Genomic DNA, 21,532 nt, shown 5'->3' on the forward strand with positions numbered 1-21,532 from the left:
GCCGGCTGACGCCCCCGGTAGCCCGCTCTAGCGCGCCGCCGATCGGCACACGGCCTGGGGCCATTCGGCACAGGTTGGCTCGCGGGAGAATATTCAAATGGCTCGACTCATCGTTCTTCAACAGACAGCCACGCCCAGGCAGGTGGCGTTGTTCAAGCTCCCGTATCTGATTGGACGCGCGCCCAGTTGCGACCTGGTGCTGGACAATCCGCAAGTCAGCCGCGCCCATGCCGTGATGGAACAGGCTGGAGACGCGATCCAGATTCGCGATCTGGGCGGCACCAACGGCACTTATGTGAATGGCCAACGCGTCGAAAGCTGCGCGCTTGGCAATGGCGACGAAATCAAGGTCGGCGCTTGCGTCATCCGGTTTCTGTCGAGCGGCGGTGACGCCATGAGCGATGCCGAGGCGCTGCGTCTGGTGACAGCGGCCGGCAAGCTCCCTGATGAAGAGCTGGTCAAACTCATGCCGAAGGACTGAGTTCCCTCCGCGCAGGGCTACCCGAGCCTTACTTCGTGTATGCGGCGATGCCGTCCATGACTTCCTTCCGGGCGGCGTCGATGCCCTCCCATCCCAGCACCTTGACCCACTTGCCTTCTTCGAGATCTTTGTAATGCTCGAAGAAGTGACTGATGGCCTTCAAGCGCATCGGGTTCACATCGTCGATCGAGTTCCAGTGGCTGTAGATCGGCAGTACCTTGGTGGTCGGCACGGCGAGCACCTTGCCATCGACTCCAGCCTCGTCTTCCATCAAGAGAATGCCCAGGGGGCGGCACGGCACCACGACGCCCGGTAGCAGCGGATACGGCGCGATCACCAGCACGTCGACCGGGTCGCCATCGCCGCTCAAGGTCTGCGGCACGTAGCCGTAGTTGGCGGGGTAGTACATGGCCGTCGTCATGAAGCGGTCCACGAACAGCGCGCCCGACTCCTTGTCGACCTCGTACTTGATCGGGTCGGAATTCATGGGGATCTCGATCACCACATTGAATGAATCGGGGATGTTCTTGCCAGGGGAAACTTTGTCGAAGGACATGTCGTTGTTCGTGTGGTTGAGAGGATTGCGAAAGATGCGGACAAACCCGAAGTTTACTGATCGTGTCACGGTCCGCTCACACGAACCGTGACTTTTGCCTGTAAATTGCACCCGTTGGCCAATCGGCTCCGCACCCAAGGTGCAGCAGCTTCGAGGAAGCAACGCGACGGAAATCCAAGGTCCCGTACGCGTTGCGCGCAGGGTTCCGCGTGCTTTCCGTTTCTTTCAATCGCAACGAACGATGGAGAAGCAAACGCATGATCGGCAACACTCCCCTGATACTCGCCATGGTCTGCGGCCTGGTGGCCGTTGGCTACGGGATCTGGGCTCGCAGCTGGATACTTTCCAAAGACCCGGGCAACGCCCGAATGCAGGAGATCGCGGCTGCGATCCAGACGGGTGCCGCCGCGTACCTCGCCAAGCAGTACCGAACCATCGCCATCGTCGGCGTCGTGCTCGCGGTACTTATCGGACTCTTTCTCGACGTCACCACAGCGGTAGGCTTCATCATCGGTGCGGTGCTGTCGGGTGCCTGCGGCTTCATCGGCATGAATGTGTCTGTGCGGGCCAACGTGCGGACAGCGCAGGCGGCGACCCACGGCATCGGACCGGCGCTCGATGTGGCGTTTCGCGGCGGCGCAATCACCGGCATGCTGGTCGTCGGCCTCGGCCTCCTGGGCGTTGCTGGCTTCTTTTGGTTTCTGGTCGGTAGCGCGGCGCCCGGCGCCAACCTCGCGACGCTGCTGAACCCGCTCATCGGCTTCGCCTTTGGCTCTTCGCTGATCTCGATCTTCGCGCGGCTCGGTGGCGGCATCTTCACCAAGGGTGCCGACGTCGGCGCCGACCTGGTAGGCAAGGTCGAAGCCGGCATTCCGGAAGACGACCCGCGCAACCCGGCGGTGATCGCAGACAACGTCGGCGACAACGTTGGCGATTGCGCCGGCATGGCTGCCGACCTGTTCGAAACCTACGCCGTGACGCTCATCGCCACCATGGTGCTCGGCGCGCTGATGATCACGACAGCCCCGATCAACGCGGTGCTGTACCCATTGGCGCTGGGCGCGGTGTCGATCATCGCGTCGATCATCGGCTGCTTCTTCGTGAAGGCGTCGCCGGGCATGGTGAACGTGATGCCGGCGCTCTACAAAGGGCTGGCCGTCGCCGGCATCCTGTCGCTGATCGCCTTCTGGTTCGTCACGAGTTGGCTCATTCCGGACAACGCCGTAGCTGCCAGCGGCAGCCAGCTGAAACTATTTGGCGCCTGCTTCGTCGGCCTTGCGCTGACCGCCGCTTTGGTCTGGATCACCGAGTACTACACCGGCACGCAATACAAGCCGGTGCAGCACATCGCGCAGGCCTCCACCACCGGCCACGGTACCAACATCATCGCGGGCCTCGGCGTGTCGATGCGCTCGACGGCCTGGCCAGTGATTTTCGTTTGCATCGCGATCCTCGCGTCGTATTCGCTCGCCGGCCTGTTCGGCATTGCGGTAGCTGCCACCTCGATGCTGTCGATGGCCGGTATCGTGGTCGCGCTCGACGCGTACGGGCCGATCACCGACAACGCCGGCGGCATCGCCGAAATGGCCGGCCTGCCGGAGAGCGTGCGCAGCGTGACCGACCCGCTCGACGCGGTCGGCAATACCACCAAGGCGGTGACCAAGGGCTACGCGATCGGCTCGGCCGGCCTGGCTGCACTGGTGCTCTTCGCCGACTACACGCACAAGCTCGAAAGCTATGGCCAGGCGATCAGCTTCAACCTGAGCGACCCGATGGTGATCGTCGGTCTCTTCATCGGCGGCCTGATTCCCTACCTGTTCGGCGCGATGGCGATGGAGGCGGTGGGCCGCGCCGCCGGGGCGGTGGTCGAGGAAGTGCGTCGCCAGTTCCGCGAGATTCCCGGGATCATGGACGGCACGGGCAAGCCAGAGTACGGCAGGGCCGTGAGTATGCTGACCGGTGCGGCCATCAAGGAAATGATGATCCCTTCGCTGCTGCCGGTCGTGGTGCCGATCATCGTCGGCCTGGTGCTCGGACCGAAAGCGCTCGGGGGCCTGCTGATGGGAACAATCGTCACTGGACTTTTCGTCGCCATCAGCATGTGCACGGGCGGCGGCGCCTGGGATAACGCCAAGAAATACATCGAAGACGGCCATCACGGCGGCAAGGGTTCCGAAGCGCACAAGGCCGCGGTCACCGGCGACACCGTGGGCGACCCCTACAAAGACACGGCCGGTCCGGCAATCAACCCGCTGATCAAGATCATCAACATCGTGGCGCTGCTGATCGTGCCGCTGGTGGTCAAGTTCCACGGTGGCGATGCCGCGGCCGCCGTTCCATTAAAGATCGAAACGCCACCCGCCGCGATGGCGCCAGCACCCGCCGCGGCTGCCGCACCCGCTGCTGCTGCCGGTGCGGTCGCGGCCATCGAAGCCGCATCGGTCAAGGTCGAGAACGGCATAGTGAAGTTCTACTTCCAGACCGGCAAATCGGAAATCGCACCCGGCGGCAAGGAAGCGCTGGCAGATGTCGTCAAAGCGGTTCAAAGCGGCAGCACGGTTCTGGTGAGCGGCTATCACGACGCCAGCGGCGATGCGGCGACCAATGCGGAGCTGGCCAGGCAGCGGGCAATGGCGGTGAGTGACGCGCTGAAGGCAGCGGGTGCACCTGCCGACAAGATCGAGCTTTCCAAGCCCGAGCAGTCTCAGGTTGACGGGCCGGCGGCCGAAGCGCGCCGTGTCGAGGTGAAGATCAAATCCTGATGATGCTCAAGTCCTGAGACCGGGCTTGGGCTTGAGCTTGGGCCTGCTGCGAGTGGGCCGGTCTCAGTTCAGCTCGCTCATGCTCGGCTGGCGCGTATCAGGTGCGCCCGGCAGCGTGTCGAACTGCGACGGCCCCTCGGGCAGCCGAGAGTCGGCAAATTCATGCAGCGCGGCGACCCAACGTCCCGCAGATGAATCGGCCGGCTCGTCGTTCGTGAAAATACCGTTTCGGATAAAGAACGTTTCGCCGTTGGCGCGCTCAGCGTGCAGTTCGACAAGCCGCTGGATCGGGAAGGTGTAAGTCACCAGCTTCTCCTTGGACTTGCGATCCTTGGCTCCGCAGTTGAAGAAGCCTTCTGCCGCGATCACGATGCACGAACCATCGACGGCGCTGGGTTCTTCTCCTGCCGCACCGCAACGCCACACTGCCGAAGGCAGTCGCGCGCGCACTTTGTCGATAACGAGGTCCCGTTGCTTGTTCAGCCCGTTGAGCGGCGGCACCAACGTCCGCAGCTGCCGCAGCCGTTCCGAAAAGTTGTCGTCGAGGGTGAACTCGACGTGGTGCGCTGCCTCACCGGAGCGCTTGACGACTTGCATGACCACTTGCCGAGAGTTGCTCACTGCGTTCATCCTGAAAAACGGTTGCTGGCGCGCCCGTCGCACCAATTGTTTCTAACTGTATATTGGTTTTTTGACAGTGGGTAGACAGCAATAAGTACACAACTACAGCAGCATTTCCGGGACTATCGGCGCGATCAAAGAGTTATAGAGCCGCTTGAAAAAGCCGGATTCCGGCTCGGTCGTCAGGATCATTTCGTTTTCGCCATCGGTCGTCAGCCATTCGAGCGTTCCGGCGGGTTTGGTGAGCCGCAGCCGGTACGAGTTTTGCAGTTTGCTGATATTGATGATCCGGAGCATTTCGCGTGCCAGTTGCGGACTGTCGACGACCACGCCCATTTCGGTGTTCTGGCTGGCCGAGCGTGGGTCGAGGTTCATCGATCCAATGAAGACGCGCCGCTTGTCGATCGCGGCCGTTTTGGCGTGGAGCCGACCGAGCGACTTGCCGAACGATCCGAATCGCTTGCTCGCCGTGGTGCGCTCCGGGCTCAGCTCGTACACGTCTGCACCGGTTTTGAGCAGGCGCTCGCGGTAGCGTGCATAGCCAGTGTGAACCAGCGGCTCGTCGTTGGCCGCCAGCGAATTGGTGAGCAGCGTGAGCTTGACGTTGCGCTTGGCCAGATCTTCGAACGCCGCCATGCCCTTCTCGCCCGGAACCAGGTAGGGCGAAGTCAGTTCGACATCGGTCTTGGCATCGAGCAGCAGGCCCCACACCTTCATCGTGACGCTGGTCGCAACCGCCTCGTCTTCAGTCATGTAAGTCGGCTTGCTCGCTGGGTCGGCAATGGCAAGTGCTTCGCCCCACAGCAGGCCCAACCGGCCGCCATCGAGTTCTTCGCCGATCGGGCCATAGCCGAGGATGTCTGATGGCGGCAGCTCGATCTTCGGCGCCGGCGCGGCCATGCCAACCCAGCTGTCGAAGTCGGCGCCCGTGAGCTTTTGGCCCCCCTCCGGCGTGACTATTTCTTCGATCGGCCGGACCTGTTCGCTGTTCCAGTAGCCGTCGAAGATGGTCTCGAACTGCGGCACCACCTTGCCGATGATCAGCGCATCCATGTCGATAAAGTTCTGCGCTTCGCTCAAGACGAAATACTCGTCGGCAATGTTGCGACCGCCCACAACCGCCATCGTGCCGTCGGCGATGAAAAGCTTGTTGTGCATGCGATGGTTGAGCCGGCCGATTTCATGCGGCGAGGCAGCGAAGCGTGAGATGAAGCCGTTGCGGCCACAGCAGAATGGGTTGTAGAGCCGCACGTCGACGTTCTGCGTCTCCGAAAGCGCGAGCAACAGCTGCTGGCTCTTCACCGTGTAGAGATCGTCGACCAGCACACGCACCTTGACCCCGCGCAGCGCCGCCTCGCGCAACGAACGCAGCAACAAGCGACCGACCGCGTCGTTTTCGAGCTGGTAGTACTGCACCACCAGCGATCGCTGGGCGCGCTGCGCCAATTGAATGCGCGCATCGAGCGAGTACACGCCCAATGGCATCAGCCGAAAGCCGGAGTGTTCGCCCGGCGGCGTGGAGGCAGCGGCTATCGTGGCCAGCGCGGTCGACGGATCGGCTGGGGCCGATGTCACCATCGCACGTTCGCGCATCGGCGGCAACGAGCCGCACGCACCGAGCATGGCGATGGCCGACAGTGCCAGCAAAGCGCGCAGCCACCGCAAGTGCATGAAAGCAGAGAGTCGGGAGAGTGTTTTCATGCTTTTCTTTCGTGTTCGCTGCTTCGAGTACGCCACTGGGTGCATGCTGGTTTCAACGCGCGCCCGCAAAACTGCGCACTCTAGAATTCGGCGGCCACTCGCCGGGAGTTACACCATGGCCCATTTCGTTCGAACCATCCTCTCACGCTGTGTGCCGATTGCCGTTGTTTTGCTGACGGCTCAGCCTGCTTTCGCTGCGTTGGACATCGGCGACACCGCACCTAAGTTCACCGCCAACGCGGCGCTGGGTGGAAAGACCTTTCGCTACTCGCTTGCCGAGGCACTGGCCAAAGGCCCGGTGGTCGTCTACTTCTTCCCGGCAGCCGACTCGGCAGATTGTTCGATCGAAGCGCATGCCTTCGCCGAAGCGACAGACAAATTTGCTGCGCTCGGTGCCACGGTGATCGGCGTCTCCGCAGACGACATCGGCACGTTATCGAAATTTTCGGTCCGCGCGTGCCAGAGCCGGTTTCCAGTGGCCTCGGACGAGTCCAAGACCGTTATCCAGGGCTTCGACGCTCTCATGCAGACGCGGCCCGATTTCGCCAATCGACTCTCTTATATGATCTCGTCGGATGGCAAGGTTGCCTATTACTACCAGAACCTCAACCCGGACAAGCACGTCGAGCGAATGCTGGAGGCCGTGCGCGCCTTGCAGAAAGCGCCGGCGCGCTGACGCCCTGGCAGCGCCGCACCCTCTGCCGTGAAGCGCCGAAAGCGACTGAAATATTTGCGCCGCGCAGTGAAAAGCATCGGCGCAGCAACCGGACATCGGCAACATGGCTGCAACGTCTATCGACCTTGCGCGAGAATTCATCGATGCAACTTAATTACATCGCCAACACGAGCGTGGCCTCGTCGTCCGGGCGCACCCTGCCCGTCATTGATCCATCAGACGGTCAGATCTTCGAAGAACTGCAACGCAGCAACGCCGACGACATCGACAGCGCCGTTCGCGCGGCACGCGATTGCTTTGAAAGCACCTGGAGCAAAGTCAGCGCGGCCGACCGCGGCCGCTTGCTCTACAAGCTCTCGCAAAAGATCGCCGAGCACGTCGACGAACTTGCGCTGCTCGAACAGCGCGATTGCGGCAAGCCGGTCAAGCAAGCCCGTGCCGATGCGTTGGCGCTGGTGCGCTACTTCGAGTTCTACGCCGGTGCCTGCGACAAGTTCCACGGCGAAACCATCCCTTACCAAGAAGGCTATAGCGTCTTCACCTGGCGCGAGCCGCACGGCGTCACCGGCCACATCATTCCGTGGAACTACCCGATGCAGATCTTCGGGCGCAGCGTGGGCGGTGCGCTGGCCGCAGGCAACGTGTGCGTGGTCAAGCCGGCCGAAGACGCCTGCCTGTCGCTTATCCGCGTGGCGCAACTGGCCGCCGAAGCAGGCTTTCCGCCGGGTGCGCTGAACATCGTGACCGGCTACGGCCATGAAGCGGGCGATGCCCTTGCGCGCCATGAAGGCATCGATCACATCAGCTTCACCGGCAGCCCGAAGATTGGCACGTTGATCCAGCAGATCGCAGCAGAGCGTCATTGCCCAGTCACGCTGGAGCTCGGCGGCAAGAGCCCGCAGATCATCTTTGCCGATGCCGACATCAACGCCGCCATTCCGGTGCTCATCAACGCAATCGTGCAGAACGCCGGCCAGACCTGTTCGGCCGGCTCACGCGTGCTGATCGAGCGCGACATCTACGAGCTGCTGCTCGAGCGCCTCGGCCATGCGTTCTCTGCGCTGCGCGTCGGCCCGGCCGCGATGGACCTCGACGTCGGCCCGCTTATTCGGCAATCGCAGCAGCAACGCGTATGGGATTTTCTCTCGGACGCGCAGCACGCCGACATTCCGATGGTGGCGCAAGGCGTTGTGGTCGACGAAGCGCCCGACACCGGCTTTTATCAAGCGCCCACGCTGTTGCGCGATGTGCCGGTGATGCATCGGCTGGCGCAGGAGGAAGTCTTTGGCCCCGTGCTCGCAGCAATGCAGTTCCGCGACGAGGATGAAGCGGTGGCGCTCGCCAACGCGACGCAGTTCGGACTCGTGGCCGGCGTGTGGACCGCCAACGGTGCACGCCAGTTCCGCATGGCCAAGCGGGTGCGCGCCGGCCAGGTGTTCATCAACAACTACGGTGCGGGTGGTGGTGTGGAGTTGCCTTTCGGTGGCGTCAAGTCATCGGGCTACGGTCGCGAAAAGGGCTTCGAGGCCCTTTATGGGTTCACCACGCTCAAGACCGTTGCCGTCCGACACGGCTGAGTCGCCCGCCCGCATACAACCGAGCCATGAACGCACGCGTGATCCCTCTTGTCGACGAGCGCAGCCGCTTGCGGACGGCTTCGGTTGGCAATGTCGTGAGCGACGCAGTGGTTGCGGCGACTGGGCATCTGGTCGACCGGCTCGGCCGTCCGCTCACCGACTTGCGCATCAGCGTGACCGACCGCTGCAACTTCCGTTGCAGCTACTGCATGCCGAAAGACGTGTTCGACAAAAACTACGACTACCTGCCGCACAGTGCGCTCCTGAGCTTCGAAGAGATCACGAGACTGGCGCGGCTCTTCGCGCTTCACGGCGTGCGCAAGATCCGGCTGACCGGCGGCGAGCCATTGCTGCGCAAGAACATCGATGTGCTGATTTCACAGCTCGCGGCGATCCGATGGAACGACGGCACGCCCGAAGGTGCGCCGCTCGACCTCACGCTCACCACCAACGCGTCGTTGCTGGCGCGCAAGGCTGCTGCGCTCAAGGCGGCCGGCCTGCAGCGCGTGACCGTTAGTCTCGACGGCCTCGACGACACCGTGTTCCGCCGCATGAACGACGTCGACTTTCCGGTGGCCGATGTGCTCGCCGGCATCGATGCGGCAGTGGCCGCCGGGCTCGGCCCCATCAAGATCAACATGGTTGTGAAGCGCGGCACCAACGATCAGGAAATCGTGCCGATGGCGCGCTACTTTCGCGATCACTACGGCGGCCGCGTGGTGCTTCGCTTTATCGAGTACATGGACGTCGGCGCGACCAACGGCTGGCGCATGGACGAAGTCATGCCATCGTCGGACGTGGTCGCACGCATAGCCGCCGAGTTCCCCTTGGTGCCGCTCGACGCGAGCACTCCGGGCGAGACTGCACAGCGCTGGGCCTATGCCGACGGGCGCGGCGAAATCGGCGTGATCAGCAGCGTGACTCAGGCTTTCTGCAGCGACTGCAGCCGCGCGCGCCTGTCGACCGAAGGACAGCTCTATCTCTGCCTCTTCGCGCACAGCGGACATGATTTGAGGCCGCTGTTGCGCGGTGACGCGAGCGACGAACAGATCGTCTCGCACATCGGCAACATCTGGCAAGGGCGCGCCGATCGGTACTCGGAATTGCGGGCGCTTCGTGCAGCCGGTGATCCGGGCTCGGACGACGACGGCGACTCGGCGGCCACGCAGCGCCGTGTCGAGATGAGCTATATCGGCGGATGACCGCAATCCCCCTCGCCGATGTCACCGGGCTGGTGCTCGCGGGCGGACGCGGGTCGCGCATGGGGGGTGTCGACAAGGGGTTGCAGAAGTTCAATCGGGTTCCGCTCGGTGCATGCGCGGCATCGCGCCTTGCGCTGCAGGTCGGGCGCGTTGTCATCAATGCCAATCGCAATCTGCCGACCTATGAAACGTTCGGATTTCCGGTGTGGCCGGATGATGAACCGGCCGACTACGCCGGGCCGTTGGCGGGCTTTCTGACCGGCCTGGCGCATTGCGAAACCGAATATCTGCTGACCGTGCCTTGCGATACGCCGCTCTTCCCGCACGATCTGGCGCGTCGCCTGGCCGACGCGATGGTCGATGCAGACGCCGACATCACCATGGCGATGGCAGCAGGACACTCAGAGTCGGATGAAGGCACGCCGAAGCTTCGGCCTCAGCCCGTGTTCTGCCTTCTGCGTGCAAGGCCGCATATCAATTCGCGCACCGATGCCCCTGCAGATTTGCGCGACAGCCTACAGCGCTTCATGCAGCGAGATGGGCGCAAAGTCGGCGCATGGACGGCCCAGCACCGCACGGTGCTCGTGCCCTTCGATCGCCCCGGCGACGCGCCCGACGCCTTCCTTAACGCGAACACGCTGGACGAGTTGCACGCAATGCAAGCGCGATGACCCGCATTGCAGACATCGCCGCGTCTCTTGCAGCGCCAGTCGCCGCTTCGGTCGCTGATTCGACTGTCGATACAGCCCACGGCCATGACGCAGCCTCCCTGAGCGTTGCAAGCGCACTGGCGTTTCTGGAGCGGCTGACAGAGCAGGCCGCCGTTCCGCAAGCAGAACGCATCGCTTTACGCGATGCACTGGGTCGCGTGCTGTCCGAAGATATCGTCTCGCCCGTCAGCGTGCCGCCGCACGACAACTCCGCCATGGACGGCTATGCATTCGGTGGCGCACTGCTGTCGGACGCTGCGGAAGGTTCGTTGAGCCTTCGCGTGGTGGGCACCGCATTGGCCGGCGCACCGTGGCACGGACGGCTGGCAGCCACCGACGCGGTTCGCATCATGACCGGCGCTGTCATGCCCACAGGACTCGATACCGTGGTTCCGCAAGAGTTCTGTCGGATCGAAGGCGACCGGATCACCTTCCCCGCGAATGCTTTGCACCGCGGCGATAACCGCCGTTTTGCAGGTGAAGACCTGATGCAAGGCCAGCCCGCTTTGACGCACGGAGCGCGACTGTCGCCAGCCGCGCTCGGCCTGGTCGCGAGCCTCGGGCTGCCGATGGTGCCGGTGGTGCGCCGATTGCGCGTCGCCTACTTTTCAACCGGCGACGAGATCCTGAGCCTCGGCGAAGCGCCGCGCGAAGGCGCGGTGTACGACAGCAATCGCTACACGCTGTTCGGCTTGCTGAGCCGCCTCGGCTGCGAGGTGATCGACCTCGGCCTGGTCCGCGACGACCCGATTGCGCTCGCCGACACGCTGCAGAGGGCCGCACGCGAAGCCGACGCCATCATCACCAGCGGCGGCGTGAGCATGGGCGCGGCCGACCATACGCGTGCGGTGATGGAACGACACGGCGACGTCGCGTTCTGGAACGTCGCGATGCGACCCGGCCGACCGCTCGCCGTTGGATTGATTGCGCGCGACCAGAATGATGTTGGCGCCGCGCCCGCACTCCTCTTCGGATTGCCCGGCAACCCGGTCGCGGCGATGGTGACCTTTCTCGTTCTGGTTCGCCCTGCCTTGCTGCGGATGATGGGTTGCCACGGCGCGGCGAGCGCACCGCTGCCCCTGCTGCGAGCGCGCAGCGCCGGCCCGATCCGCAAGAAGCCGGGTCGTACCGAATACCAGCGCGGCTTGATCCAGACGAAGCCGGGCGCCTTGCCAGAAGTGCGCATCGCCGGCAACCAGGGCTCGGGCATCTTGAGTTCCATGGTCGAAGCCAACGGGTTGGTCGTGTTGCACCATGAGCAAGGCAATGTCGCCGCCGGTGACGAAGTCGACGTGATGATGTTCGACGGCCTGATCTAGACGACCTCAAAGACCGAGAGGCGCCGATGCAGCCTTGCCTGTAGTCGAACTCGCATCGGGCGACTATTTCTTTCGCGGCGGTGAGCCGGCGGATTCGATGTTCGTGCTGGAAGCTTGAACGCTTTGCGCGATCGCAAGCGGACGACGTCGGCTGAACCGACTGAACGAACTGGCCGAGCGAACGGCCTAGAGCCGCCCGAGCGCCCGCTCGACGCCCTTGTTCGCCAGCATGTCGGCGCGCTCGTTGCCCGGGTCACCCGAGTGGCCCTTGACCCAGCGCCATTCGATCTGATGCCCGCCCTCCTGCACCAGCTTGTCGAGCCGCTGCCATAGCTCGACATTTTTTACCGGCTGACCGCTCGCGGTGCGCCAGCCCTTACGTTTCCAGCCATGCACCCACTCCATGATGCCCATGCGCACGTACTGGCTGTCGAGGTACAGCACCACCTTGCATGGTCGCTTGAGGGCAGTGAGGCCTTCGATGACGGCGGTCAGCTCCATGCGGTTGTTGGTGGTGGCGAGTTCGCCGCCAAACAACTCTTTTTCGGTGAGCCCCGACTTGAGCCAGGCACCCCACCCACCTGGTCCCGGGTTGCCCTTGCAAGCACCGTCGGTGTAGATAACGACTTCGTCCAAACTCAAATGCTTCTTTCGTTTTTTGAGGAAGGCGACCGGTGGACCTTACCTGCAATGGGCACCGGCGCCGTAGCGCGTGCCGAGGCGCGACGCCAGTCGGCACTGAGCAGCCGCATGCCGCGCACGCGCTTGACTGCGACCAAAAAATAGACTGCGCCGAAGATGGGCCACCAGCGCTCGCCGGCCGTGTCCATCCAGCGGCAACGTTCGAGCCAGGTCTCGCTGTTGACGGCCGGGCGGTACGCGCCGAATCGCCCCGACTCGACTTCGAAGCTGAGCAGTCGCAGCCAGTCGCGCATGCGCCTGAAGCCGATGAACTCACCGGCCTCCGGCAAAAACAACTGGCCGAAGCCGAGGTGCCGGTACAGGTGAGCGCGCCGCTGCCGCATGCCCCAAAGGCTCGATGGATTCAGCCCACAAATGACCACGCGGCCTTCGGGCACCAGCACCCTTTCGACCTCGCGCAGAGTTGCATGCGGATCTGCACTGAGCTCCAGCGAGTGCGGCAGCACGACCAGGTCGAGGCTGTTGGCCGAAAAGGGCAGCGCCGCAAAATCGGTGATGAGCGAACCACGCAGGCGCGGGCGCAAATTGGCCTGTGCAGGGTCGGCCACCGCCAGCCAGCGGTGCGGCATGCGGTTGGTGCGAAGGCCTTCGATTTCGGGCACGCCGAGCTGCAAAGCGTGATAGCCGAAGATGTCGGCTACCGCGTGGTCGAACTGCGCCTGCTCCCACGCCAGCAGATAGCGGCCCGGAGGGGTCTCGAACCACTTGTGCAAATCTATAATTTGACCGCTCATGAACCTCGTTCCGCTACCCGCTTTTACCGACAACTACATCTGGATGCTGCACGACGGGCGCAACGCGATCGTGGTGGATCCGGGCCAAGCCAAACCGGTTTTCGACGCACTGAAGCGCGACAACCTGCAACTCGCCGCGATTTTAGTCACGCACCATCACGCCGATCACACTGGCGGCGTGGCCGAGCTGCATGCTGCCACCGGCGCCAGGGTTTTCGGCCCTGCGCGCGAGAACATTCCCGAGCCGTTCACACCACTGAAGCAAGGCGATCACGCAGAAACGCTCGGTCTCAGATTCGAAGTGATCGACATCCCCGGTCACACCGCGGGCCACATTGCCTTTTTTCTGCCGGCACAGGAATCCGCGGGCCACGAGGCAGCGCCGTTGCTGTTTTGCGGCGACACGCTCTTCTCTGGCGGCTGTGGTCGCCTGTTCGAAGGCACGCCGGCGCAGATGCTGTCTTCGCTCGATGCGCTGAGCGCTTTGCCCGACGCAACACGCGTGTGCTGTGGCCACGAGTACACACTTGCTAACCTCCGCTTTGCCCAGGCGGTGGAACCAGCGAACACCGAACTGACTCACTACAACGCGCAGTGCGAAGCATTGCGTGCACTCGGGCAACCGACGCTGCCTTCGCAACTCGCGATCGAGCGCCGGATCAACCCCTTTCTTCGCAGCCGCGAAGCCACTGTCCTTCGAGCGGTGCGCGCGCATGCCGAGCTTCCTGCCAACGCGGTCGAAGCCGACGTGTTCGCCGCACTGCGCCAATGGAAAAACGACTTCCGATGAAATTTCTCATTGCTGCCTGCGTCGCAGGCGCCTTGCTGCTCGCGGGCTGCGCAACGCCCACATCGCCTTCTTCCTCCACGGGTACCGGCTCGACTTCCGGCGGTACCAGAGGCGCCGCAGCCACCTATCCCGGTGGTCCGCTGCAACCGATCACGGCAGGCAAAGCCACATCGCTGAACGTCATGCCGCTCGCGCCGCCGACCGACATGTGGGACCGCATTCGCCGCGGCTTCAAGATGCCGAATCTCGACAACGAGGCCGTGCACGACCGCGAGCAGTGGTATGCCACGCGGCCCGACTACATCCAGCGCATGACCGAGCGCTCGAACAAGTACATCTTTCACGTCGTCGAAGAACTCGAGCGTCGCGACATGCCGACCGAGATCGCCCTGCTCCCCTTCATCGAAAGCGCCTTCAACCCGCAAGCCGTGTCGAGCGCCCGCGCGGCCGGCATGTGGCAGTTCATGCCTGCGACAGGCACTGACTACGACCTGAAGCAAAACGTGTTTCGAGACGACCGGCGCGATGTGCTGGCATCGACCCGCGCCGCGCTCGACTACCTGCAAAAGCTCTACGGCATGTTCGGCGACTGGCAACTGGCGCTCGCCGCCTACAACTGGGGCGAAGGCAGCGTCAGCCGTGCCATTGCAAAGAACCAGAAGCTGGGCTTGCCGACCACCTACAGCGACCTGCAAATGCCAGCCGAGACGCGCATGTACGTGCCCAAGCTGCAGGCAGTGAAAAACATCGTCGCCAATCCGCAGGCTTTCAACACCGAGCTGCCGCTGATTGCCAACCACCCGTACTTTCAGTCGGTGACGCTCACGCGAGACCTCGACGTGAACCTCGCCGCCAAGCTGGCCGACACGCGCATCGAAGACTTTCGCGCACTGAACCCGGCCGCGCACAAGCCGGTGTTGCTGGCCGCCGGCACGCCACAGATCCTTTTGCCCTGGGATAACGCGGCCGTATTCCAGCGCAACTTCGAGGCTTACACGCAAGGTCAATATGCGAGCTGGACCGCATGGATCGTGCCCACGACCATGACGGTAGCCGACGCCGCCCAACGCGCCGGCATGAGCGAAGTCGACCTTCGATCGATCAACGCGATACCGCCGCGCATGCTCATCAAGACCGGCTCGACGTTGATCGTGCCGCGCTCGGCCAAGGTGCTTGAAGACGTGGCGGCCGTCGTTGCCGACACCGGCCAGCTGAGCTTTCAACCGGAGATCGTCACCCGCAAAACCACCGTCAAGGCCGGCCGCAACGACAGCGTCGCGAGCATTGCGCAGCGTTACCGTCTGAGCGCCACCAACGTGGCTGACTGGAACGACGTCAAGCCCAACCATGCGTTTCCGCGCGGCTATCAGGTGGTCGTGTATTTGCCGATTCAGGCGGCACGGGCAGCGCACGTCGGCACCGGCAACGCACAGTTGATTCATGCTGGACGCCACGATCGCGCGGCGAAGTCACAGCGCGCTCCGCAAACGGCATCCGCGCCACGCGGTCAGTCGCGCGTGCAGGCCGTGAGCCAGCGCGTGCCGGCGCCGGTTGCCAAGGGCACTTCCGGCAAGCCGAAGATCGACAAGGTTCCGGCGAGCAGCAAGACCGTGGTGCGCGAGAAGCGCGGCGGCGAGCCGGTCAGGAAGAAGCGCTGAATCTCAGAGCTTCTCGGTCTCGCCGCTCCTGGGCTGCCACTTCATCAGCCGCTTCTCCACCAGACCGACGATGCCGTCGAGCACCAGTGCGAAGGCAGTGAGCACGACGATGCCGGCGAACACGGTGTTGACATCGAAGGTACCTTCAGCCTGCAAGATCAAGTAGCCGACGCCACGCGCCGACCCTAGATACTCGCCAACCACCGCGCCGACGAAGGCCAGACCCACCGAGGTATGCAAACTGGAAAACACCCAGCTGGTCGCGCTCGGCAGGTAGACGGTGCGCAGCAACTGCCGCTGGTTGGCGCCCAGCATCCGGGCGTTGGCCAGGATCACCGGACTCACTTCGCGCACACCCTGGTACACGTTGAAGAACACGATGAAGAACACCAGCGTGACCGCCAGAGCGACCTTGCTCCAGATCCCCAGGCCCAGCCACAGCGAAAAGATCGGTGCGAGGATCACGCGTGGCATCGAATTCGCGGCCTTGATGTAAGGGTCGAGGATGAGGCTGGCGGTCGGTGCCAGCGCGAGCCACAGTCCACACGCCAGGCCAAGTGCAGTGCCGATGAAGAAGGCCAGCACGGTTTCGATCAACGTGGTGCCGAGGTGCAGGTAGATGTCGGCGTTGCCTTTCAGGCCATCGGGAAAGAGCGGGTTCGCCGGCACGTTGAACGGCATGAACCAGCTCCAGATGCGCCCTGCCACCTGAATCGGTTCGCCGAGGAAGAAGGCGAACTGCTGATTGCGCGAGGCCACATGCCACGCCACGAGAATGATGACCAGCAGGGCTAGCTGCCAGAAGCGCGCGTTGCGTTCGTTCGGCTTCAAGGTCATCACGCCGCCTTCTTCAACTGTTGAGCGTAGCCCTTGAGCACCTCGTCGCGCAGCACGTTCCATATCTGCGTGTGCAGCTCGACGAAGCGCGGGTGCGTGCGCACCTCGGCCACGTCACGCGGCCGCGCCAGGTCGATGTTGAACTCGCCGATCGGGTGTGTGGCCGGTCCGGCAGACAGCACCACGACACGGTCGCTCATCGCGATGGCTTCGTCCAGGTCGTGCGTGATAAAGAGCACCGCCTTCTTCTTGGCCGCCCACAGGGCGAGCACCTCGTTTTCCATCAGCTGTCGCGTCTGCACGTCGAGCGCGCTGAAAGGTTCGTCCATCAGGATGATGTCGGGGTCGAGCGCCAGCGTTTGCGCCAGCGCAGCACGCTTTCGCATGCCGCCGGACAACTGGTGGGGATAGCGGTCTCCGAAGCCCGAGAGACCGACGCGCGCAAGCCATGCATTGCCCTGCGACCTGGCTTCTGCATCGGGCACGCCGCGGTACTGCAGGCCGACCATCACGTTGTCGAGCGTGCTGCGCCAGGGCATCAACGCTTCGCTTTGGAACATGTAGCCGGCGCGCTTGTTGATGCCGACCAGTGGTTCGCCGAACACCTTGATGACGCCTGACGAAGGCGTCAACAACCCGGCGCCGACGTTAAGCAGTGTCGATTTACCGCAACCGGTCGGCCCGACGACGGAGACGAATTCGCCGGCCTTGATGCGCAGCGTGGTGTCGGCCACCGCGGTGTAGCGTTGGCCCGGATCGTCCTTCGATCTGAAGGTGCAGGAGATGTCGAGAAGTTCGAGAGCGTATTCGGACATGACGTGGATTTTGGCATCGTGGTTCGCGGTGCCGACAAAGAAAAAACCCGGCCGAAGCCGGGTCGCTGGACGCTCGAAAGTCAGGCTTTGAACCTGTCCTTCGCGCGCTTGGCAAATTCGTTCGTGTACAGCTTGGCGATGTCGATCTTGTCGGCCTTGACGCTGGTGTCGAAGCTGGCGATGGCGGCGAGCGCAGTCTTGGGTCCATCGGCTGGCACGATGCCGTCGATCGCGATCGATTCGCGAACCTTGTCGAACGACGCGAGATACAGCGCGCGGTCACCCAGCAGATAGGCCTCCGGCACGGTCTTGATGATGTCGCCCGGCCCTGCGGTCTGCAGCCACTTGAGGCCATGGACGATCGCATTGGCAAGCGCCTGGCAGGTGTTCGGATTCTTTTGGATGTACTCCATCGATGCATAGAGACAGGCCGCGGGCATCATCCCGCCGAACACGTCTTGCGTACCCTTGAGGGTGCGCGTGTCGCTGATGATCTTCACGTCGCCCTTTTGCTCGAGCATGGTCATCACCGGATCGGTGTTGCTGATCGCGTCGATCTGGCCCGAGCGCAGCGCGGTGAGCGCGCCAGCCGCGACGCCGACGCCGATGTAGCTCACGTCGGTCGCCCTCAGGCCACCGCGCGACAGCACGAGGTTGGCGACCATATTGGTCGACGAGCCGGGCGCAGAGACGCCGATCTTCTTGCCCTTCAGGTCGGCCAGCGTCTTGTAGTTGGGCATCGCCTTGGTCGACACACCGACGGCAATCTGCGGAGCGCGGCCCTGCAGCACGAAGCACTGGAAGGCCTGGTTCTTTGCCTGCAGGTTGATGGTGTGCTCGAAGGCGCCGGAGCAGACATCGGCAGAGCCGCCGACGACTGCCTGCAGCGCGCGTGCGCCACCCGCGAAGTCGGAGATCTCGACTTCGAGGCCCTCTGCCTTGAAGTAGCCGAGCTGCTCGGAGATGGTGAGCGGCAGGTAATAGAACGCAGCCTTGCCTCCAACGGCAATCGACACCTTCGTTTTCTCGAGTTTGGGTTGGGCGTGCAGTCGGGGCACTGCGATGGTCGCAGCGGCCAACGCGCCTGCAGAAGTGAAGAGACGGCGATTGAGCATGCAGTGAGCTTGGGGCCGGCCCTTATCTCCTGCATCGGGAACATCCCGTGCGGGTTTTTACGTAAGCAAGAAGCTCTCTGCTGGCCGACGAAGAGAATCGCCGCGTTCGCCAAAAAGCCGAGGTCGTGCGTGCTCTAGCGCCGGTCGACCAGTGCATGCGCGATGGTGCCGAGATCGACGTATTCCAGCTCGCTGCCTGCCGGCACGCCGCGCGCCAGCCGCGTCACGCGCAGGCCGCGTTGCTTCAACGCCTCACCGATGACGTGCGCTGTGGCCTCGCCTTCTGCCGTGAAGTTGGTCGCGAGAATCACCTCGCTCACCGTACCGTCGAGCGCGCGATCGAACAGCTTTTGCAAACCGATGTCTTTGGGGCCGATGCCATCGAGCGGACTGAGCTTGCCCATCAGCACGAAGTAATAACCACGGAAAGCGCCCGTGCGCTCCAGCGCAGCCTGGTCGGCCGGTGTTTCGACCACGCACAGCTTGGTGGCATCGCGACGCGCATCCAGACAGACGCTGCAGATGCCAGCCTCGGTGAAGGTGTTGCAACGATCGCAGTGCCGCACTTGCGTGGCCGCCTGCTGCAGGGCGCGCGCAAGCATCTGCGTGCCCTCGCGGTCGTGCTGTAGCAAATGGAACGCCATGCGCGAAGCCGACTTGACGCCGACGCCTGGCAGGCGGCGCAGCGCGTCGACCAGCGCGTTGAGCGAGCTGGAATCAGCCACCGATGACGTGCATCAAAACGGCAGCTTCATGCCGGGCGGCAGGCCGGGCATGCCGGCGGTGAGCTTGCCCATCTTCTGCTCGCTCGTCTCTTCCGCCTTGCGCACCGCGGCGTTGAATGCAGCGGCCACGAGGTCTTCGAGCATGTCCTTGTCGTCGGCCAGCAGGCTCGGGTCGATGGTGATGCGCTTCACGTCGTGCTTGCAGGTCATCAGCACCTTGACCAAGCCTGCGCCCGACTCGCCTTCGACCTCGATCGTGGCGAGCTCGTCTTGTGCCTTCTTGAGGTTGTCCTGCATTGCCTGCGCCTGCTTCATGAGGCCGGCAAGTTGTCCTTTGTTGAACATCGTTTGATCCTGGTGGTTGGAATGATTGAATGGATTGGATTGTGGCTATGCCGGCCGCAAGGTTCCGGGGACGATTTTCGCGTCGAAGTCGCGCATCAGCGCCTGCACATCCGGATCGCTGTTGATCGCCTCTTCAGCGGCACGCTGGCGCGCCTCCGCGACCTGTTTGTTGCGGCGCGCGGGGCTGTCGATCACCACGCCGATTTCGATGGAGATCGCAACGCCGTGGCCGAGAGCAGCCAGTGCGGCTTGCAGCTTGTCGCGGGTCGATGTCTGGTTGAGCGATTCGCGCTCGACGCGCAGCAGCCACTGGTCGACGTCGCGCGCGACCAGTTGCGATTGCAATGCGAGCTCGCGAGTCAATGCGGTCACAGCTTCTGCAACGACCATCTGCGTGACCGTGGCATGCCAGAAGTCGCCGTCTTCGCTGGAGGGGATCGGTTGTGACGGCGTGCCGACATCCTCACGGGGGGTGTCGCGCTGGCTCGGCGGCGGCTGGACACGCATCGGCACTGCGACGACGTTGGCGTTTTCCTGGCCATGGCCATGGCCATTTCCATTGTCATTGCCATGGCCCTGCATCGCGCCGGAGGCCGCGGCGGGACTTCGTCCTTCCACGCTCCGCGAGGGCGAAGTGACGACGGCAAGACGTTGACCGGGAGGTGCCGCGATTGCGTTCTGCGCGGGGGAGGATATGGGGGGTGACGCAGGCGGGCGCTCGGTCATCTGCCGTATCGGGAGCGATGTGAGAGCCCGCGTTGCCGCTAGCGTTGCCTCCACAACATCCACGGTCGCAACACTGGAGATCGAAGCTGCATACTCTGCCGGCAACGCTTCATTCAGAGTTTTTTTTTCCGCAGGCTTGAAGGCCAGCAGGCGCAGCAGCACCATCGTGAGCGCCGCGTACTCGTCCGGCGCCAGCCCGAGTTCGCCGCGACCGTGCAGGCACAAGCTGTAGAGCAACTGCGTTTCATCCGGCGGCATCAACGCGGCGAGGCGCACGGTCTCGGCGGCATCCGGATCGGTCGCATCGCTTACGGTCGATGCGGCGCGCGACGGAACGGCTTGAACGACAGCCATGCCTTGCAGCACCGCCGTCATTTCTTCCAGCGTGGACGCGGCCGACATGCCGTCGCGGCGCAACGCTTCCGAAGTGTCGACCACCGTCTTGCCATCGCCCGTAGCGAGCGCCTCGATCAGCTTGAACACATGGCCGCGGTCGACACTGCCCAGCATCGTGCGCACGCCGCTTTCGAGCAGCTCGCCGTTGCCGAATGCGATCGCCTGATCGGTGAGCGACAGCGCATCGCGCATCGATCCACGAGCGGCACGGGCCAGCAAACGCAACGCCTGCACTTCGGCCGGCACCGCTTCGGTTTGCAGCACGCTGGTCAGATGCTCCAGGATGGTTTCGGGCGCCATCGGTCGCAGGTTGAACTGCAGACAACGCGACAGCACGGTGACCGGCACTTTCTGCGGATCGGTGGTGGCAAGCACGAACTTGAGGTATTCGGGTGGCTCTTCGAGCGTCTTCAGCATCGCGTTGAACGCGGTGTTGGTCAGCATGTGCACTTCGTCGATCATGAAGACCTTGAAGCGGCCCTGCACCGGTTTGTAGACCGACTGCTCGAGAAGCGACTGGACTTCGTCGACACCACGGTTCGACGCGGCATCGAGCTCGGTGTAGTCGACGAAGCGACCGGCGTCGATGTCCTTGCAGGCCTGGCACACGCCGCACGGCGTCGCGGTGATACCGCCCTGCCCGTCCGGCCCCTGGCAATTGAGCGACTTGGCCAGGATGCGGGAAACGGTGGTCTTGCCGACGCCGCGGGTGCCGGTGAACAGATAGGCGTGATGCAACCGCTGTGTCGTCAGCGCATTGGCCAACGCTTGCACCACATGCTCCTGGCCGACCATTTCTTCGAAGGTCCGGGGCCTGTATTTGCGGGCGAGCACGAGATAAGACATCTCGTTATTTTAGGGCGGCACAGTGCGAGCTTCCCGAGCTACCCTCGCCATGCGGCCATCTAAACCTTGCAGAGGGTCCGGTGAAATCTGTGGCCTACAATAAAGGCTGACGGGCCTCCCCGCATGGTGAAGTGGCCAACCGGGTCAGGTGGGGAACCAAGCAGCCCTAACTGCGTAGTCAGTGCCGGGGGTAAGGCTCGTCAACCTCATAAATGCCTCAAGTCCCGAGCGACTCGAG

The 21,532-nt window shown here is 63.4% G+C and carries 20 protein-coding genes and 1 other RNA gene; 10 read left to right on the top strand and 11 right to left on the bottom strand.

Going from position 1 to position 21,532, the window contains the following annotated elements; all coding sequences use genetic code 11:
• Positions 1–97 precede the first annotated feature (97 nt).
• On the top strand, positions 98–481 hold the full coding sequence (locus RCH10_RS16345; RefSeq protein WP_323500610.1) for an FHA domain-containing protein: 384 nt from the start codon (positions 98–100) through the stop codon (positions 479–481).
• Between the two features lie 28 nt (positions 482–509).
• On the opposite strand, the gene ppa is transcribed toward RCH10_RS16345, so the two are convergent.
• Entirely contained in the window at positions 510–1,037 is a 528-nt protein-coding gene (gene ppa, locus RCH10_RS16350) for an inorganic diphosphatase (RefSeq protein ID WP_187051704.1), read from the bottom strand.
• A 257-nt stretch (positions 1,038–1,294) separates the two neighbouring features.
• Between ppa and RCH10_RS16355 the strand changes: the two genes are divergently transcribed.
• A complete protein-coding gene (locus RCH10_RS16355) occupies positions 1,295–3,799 on the top strand; it encodes a sodium-translocating pyrophosphatase (protein ID WP_409053193.1) in 2,505 nt (834 codons plus the stop codon).
• 63 nt (positions 3,800–3,862) lie between these two features.
• Here RCH10_RS16355 and RCH10_RS16360 read toward each other — a convergent pair whose 3' ends face one another.
• The gene (locus RCH10_RS16360) at positions 3,863–4,420 is read right to left on the bottom strand and encodes a hypothetical protein (RefSeq protein WP_187051702.1); all 558 of its coding nucleotides are present in this window, start codon (positions 4,418–4,420) and stop codon (positions 3,863–3,865) included.
• Positions 4,421–4,522: 102 nt separating this feature from the next.
• Positions 4,523–6,121: a phospholipase D family protein gene (locus RCH10_RS16365; RefSeq protein ID WP_409053194.1), complete on the bottom strand. Its 1,599-nt coding sequence runs from the start codon at positions 6,119–6,121 to the stop codon at positions 4,523–4,525.
• A 115-nt stretch (positions 6,122–6,236) separates the two neighbouring features.
• Here RCH10_RS16365 and RCH10_RS16370 point away from each other — a divergent pair, with 115 nt between their 5' ends.
• From RCH10_RS16370 to glp, 5 genes are all read left to right on the top strand, one after another.
• A complete protein-coding gene (locus RCH10_RS16370) occupies positions 6,237–6,797 on the top strand; it encodes a peroxiredoxin (protein ID WP_409053195.1) in 561 nt (186 codons plus the stop codon).
• A gap of 143 nt (positions 6,798–6,940) precedes the next feature.
• Positions 6,941–8,374 (top strand): aldehyde dehydrogenase family protein, encoded by a 1,434-nt coding sequence (locus RCH10_RS16375; RefSeq protein WP_323497766.1) that lies wholly within the window; start codon positions 6,941–6,943, stop codon positions 8,372–8,374.
• Between the two features lie 26 nt (positions 8,375–8,400).
• On the top strand, positions 8,401–9,576 hold the full coding sequence (gene moaA, locus RCH10_RS16380; protein WP_409053196.1) for a GTP 3',8-cyclase MoaA: 1,176 nt from the start codon (positions 8,401–8,403) through the stop codon (positions 9,574–9,576).
• Positions 9,573–10,247, top strand: coding sequence for a molybdenum cofactor guanylyltransferase MobA (gene mobA / locus RCH10_RS16385; RefSeq protein ID WP_409053197.1), 675 nt, complete (start codon positions 9,573–9,575; stop codon positions 10,245–10,247). Before moaA ends, mobA begins: the two co-directional genes overlap by 4 nt.
• Complete coding sequence (gene glp / locus RCH10_RS16390) at positions 10,244–11,605, top strand: gephyrin-like molybdotransferase Glp (RefSeq protein ID WP_409053198.1); 1,362 nt, start codon at positions 10,244–10,246, stop codon at positions 11,603–11,605. Before mobA ends, glp begins: the two co-directional genes overlap by 4 nt.
• Positions 11,606–11,791: 186 nt before the next feature.
• Here the strand turns inward: glp and rnhA are convergent, their stop codons facing one another.
• The gene (rnhA, locus tag RCH10_RS16395) at positions 11,792–12,241 is read right to left on the bottom strand and encodes a ribonuclease HI (protein ID WP_323497791.1); all 450 of its coding nucleotides are present in this window, start codon (positions 12,239–12,241) and stop codon (positions 11,792–11,794) included.
• Positions 12,242–12,243: 2 nt separating this feature from the next.
• A complete protein-coding gene (locus RCH10_RS16400) occupies positions 12,244–13,041 on the bottom strand; it encodes a class I SAM-dependent methyltransferase (RefSeq protein WP_409053199.1) in 798 nt (265 codons plus the stop codon).
• Between RCH10_RS16400 and gloB the strand changes: the two genes are divergently transcribed.
• Positions 13,040–13,831: a hydroxyacylglutathione hydrolase gene (gloB, locus tag RCH10_RS16405; protein WP_409053200.1), complete on the top strand. Its 792-nt coding sequence runs from the start codon at positions 13,040–13,042 to the stop codon at positions 13,829–13,831. The two genes, RCH10_RS16400 and gloB, sit on opposite strands and share 2 nt — an antisense overlap.
• The gene (locus RCH10_RS16410) at positions 13,828–15,489 is read left to right on the top strand and encodes a transglycosylase SLT domain-containing protein (RefSeq protein ID WP_409053201.1); all 1,662 of its coding nucleotides are present in this window, start codon (positions 13,828–13,830) and stop codon (positions 15,487–15,489) included. Before gloB ends, RCH10_RS16410 begins: the two co-directional genes overlap by 4 nt.
• A gap of 3 nt (positions 15,490–15,492) precedes the next feature.
• Here RCH10_RS16410 and RCH10_RS16415 read toward each other — a convergent pair whose 3' ends face one another.
• The 6 genes from RCH10_RS16415 to dnaX form a co-directional block, all read right to left on the bottom strand.
• On the bottom strand, positions 15,493–16,326 hold the full coding sequence (locus RCH10_RS16415) for an ABC transporter permease (RefSeq protein ID WP_323497772.1): 834 nt from the start codon (positions 16,324–16,326) through the stop codon (positions 15,493–15,495).
• Complete coding sequence (locus RCH10_RS16420; RefSeq protein WP_187051694.1) at positions 16,326–17,141, bottom strand: ABC transporter ATP-binding protein; 816 nt, start codon at positions 17,139–17,141, stop codon at positions 16,326–16,328. The genes RCH10_RS16415 and RCH10_RS16420 overlap by 1 nt, the downstream gene beginning before the upstream one ends.
• Positions 17,142–17,221: 80 nt before the next feature.
• Positions 17,222–18,256 (bottom strand): ABC transporter substrate-binding protein, encoded by a 1,035-nt coding sequence (locus RCH10_RS16425; RefSeq protein ID WP_323500620.1) that lies wholly within the window; start codon positions 18,254–18,256, stop codon positions 17,222–17,224.
• A 134-nt stretch (positions 18,257–18,390) separates the two neighbouring features.
• Positions 18,391–18,981 carry a recombination mediator RecR gene (recR, locus tag RCH10_RS16430; RefSeq protein ID WP_323497774.1) on the bottom strand — a complete coding sequence of 197 codons (591 nt, stop codon included), beginning with the start codon at positions 18,979–18,981 and terminating at the stop codon, positions 18,391–18,393.
• A gap of 12 nt (positions 18,982–18,993) precedes the next feature.
• Positions 18,994–19,326, bottom strand: a complete 333-nt coding sequence (locus RCH10_RS16435) for a YbaB/EbfC family nucleoid-associated protein (protein ID WP_323500622.1) — start codon at positions 19,324–19,326, stop codon at positions 18,994–18,996.
• Positions 19,327–19,371: 45 nt separating this feature from the next.
• Positions 19,372–21,294: a DNA polymerase III subunit gamma/tau gene (dnaX, locus tag RCH10_RS16440; RefSeq protein WP_409053202.1), complete on the bottom strand. Its 1,923-nt coding sequence runs from the start codon at positions 21,292–21,294 to the stop codon at positions 19,372–19,374.
• A gap of 108 nt (positions 21,295–21,402) precedes the next feature.
• Here dnaX and ffs point away from each other — a divergent pair.
• Positions 21,403–21,499, top strand: an RNA gene (ffs, locus tag RCH10_RS16445) — signal recognition particle sRNA small type.
• Positions 21,500–21,532 lie beyond the last annotated feature (33 nt).

This window comes from Variovorax sp. GrIS 2.14, from assembly GCF_046115955.1.
GTDB lineage: Bacteria > Pseudomonadota > Gammaproteobacteria > Burkholderiales > Burkholderiaceae_C > Variovorax.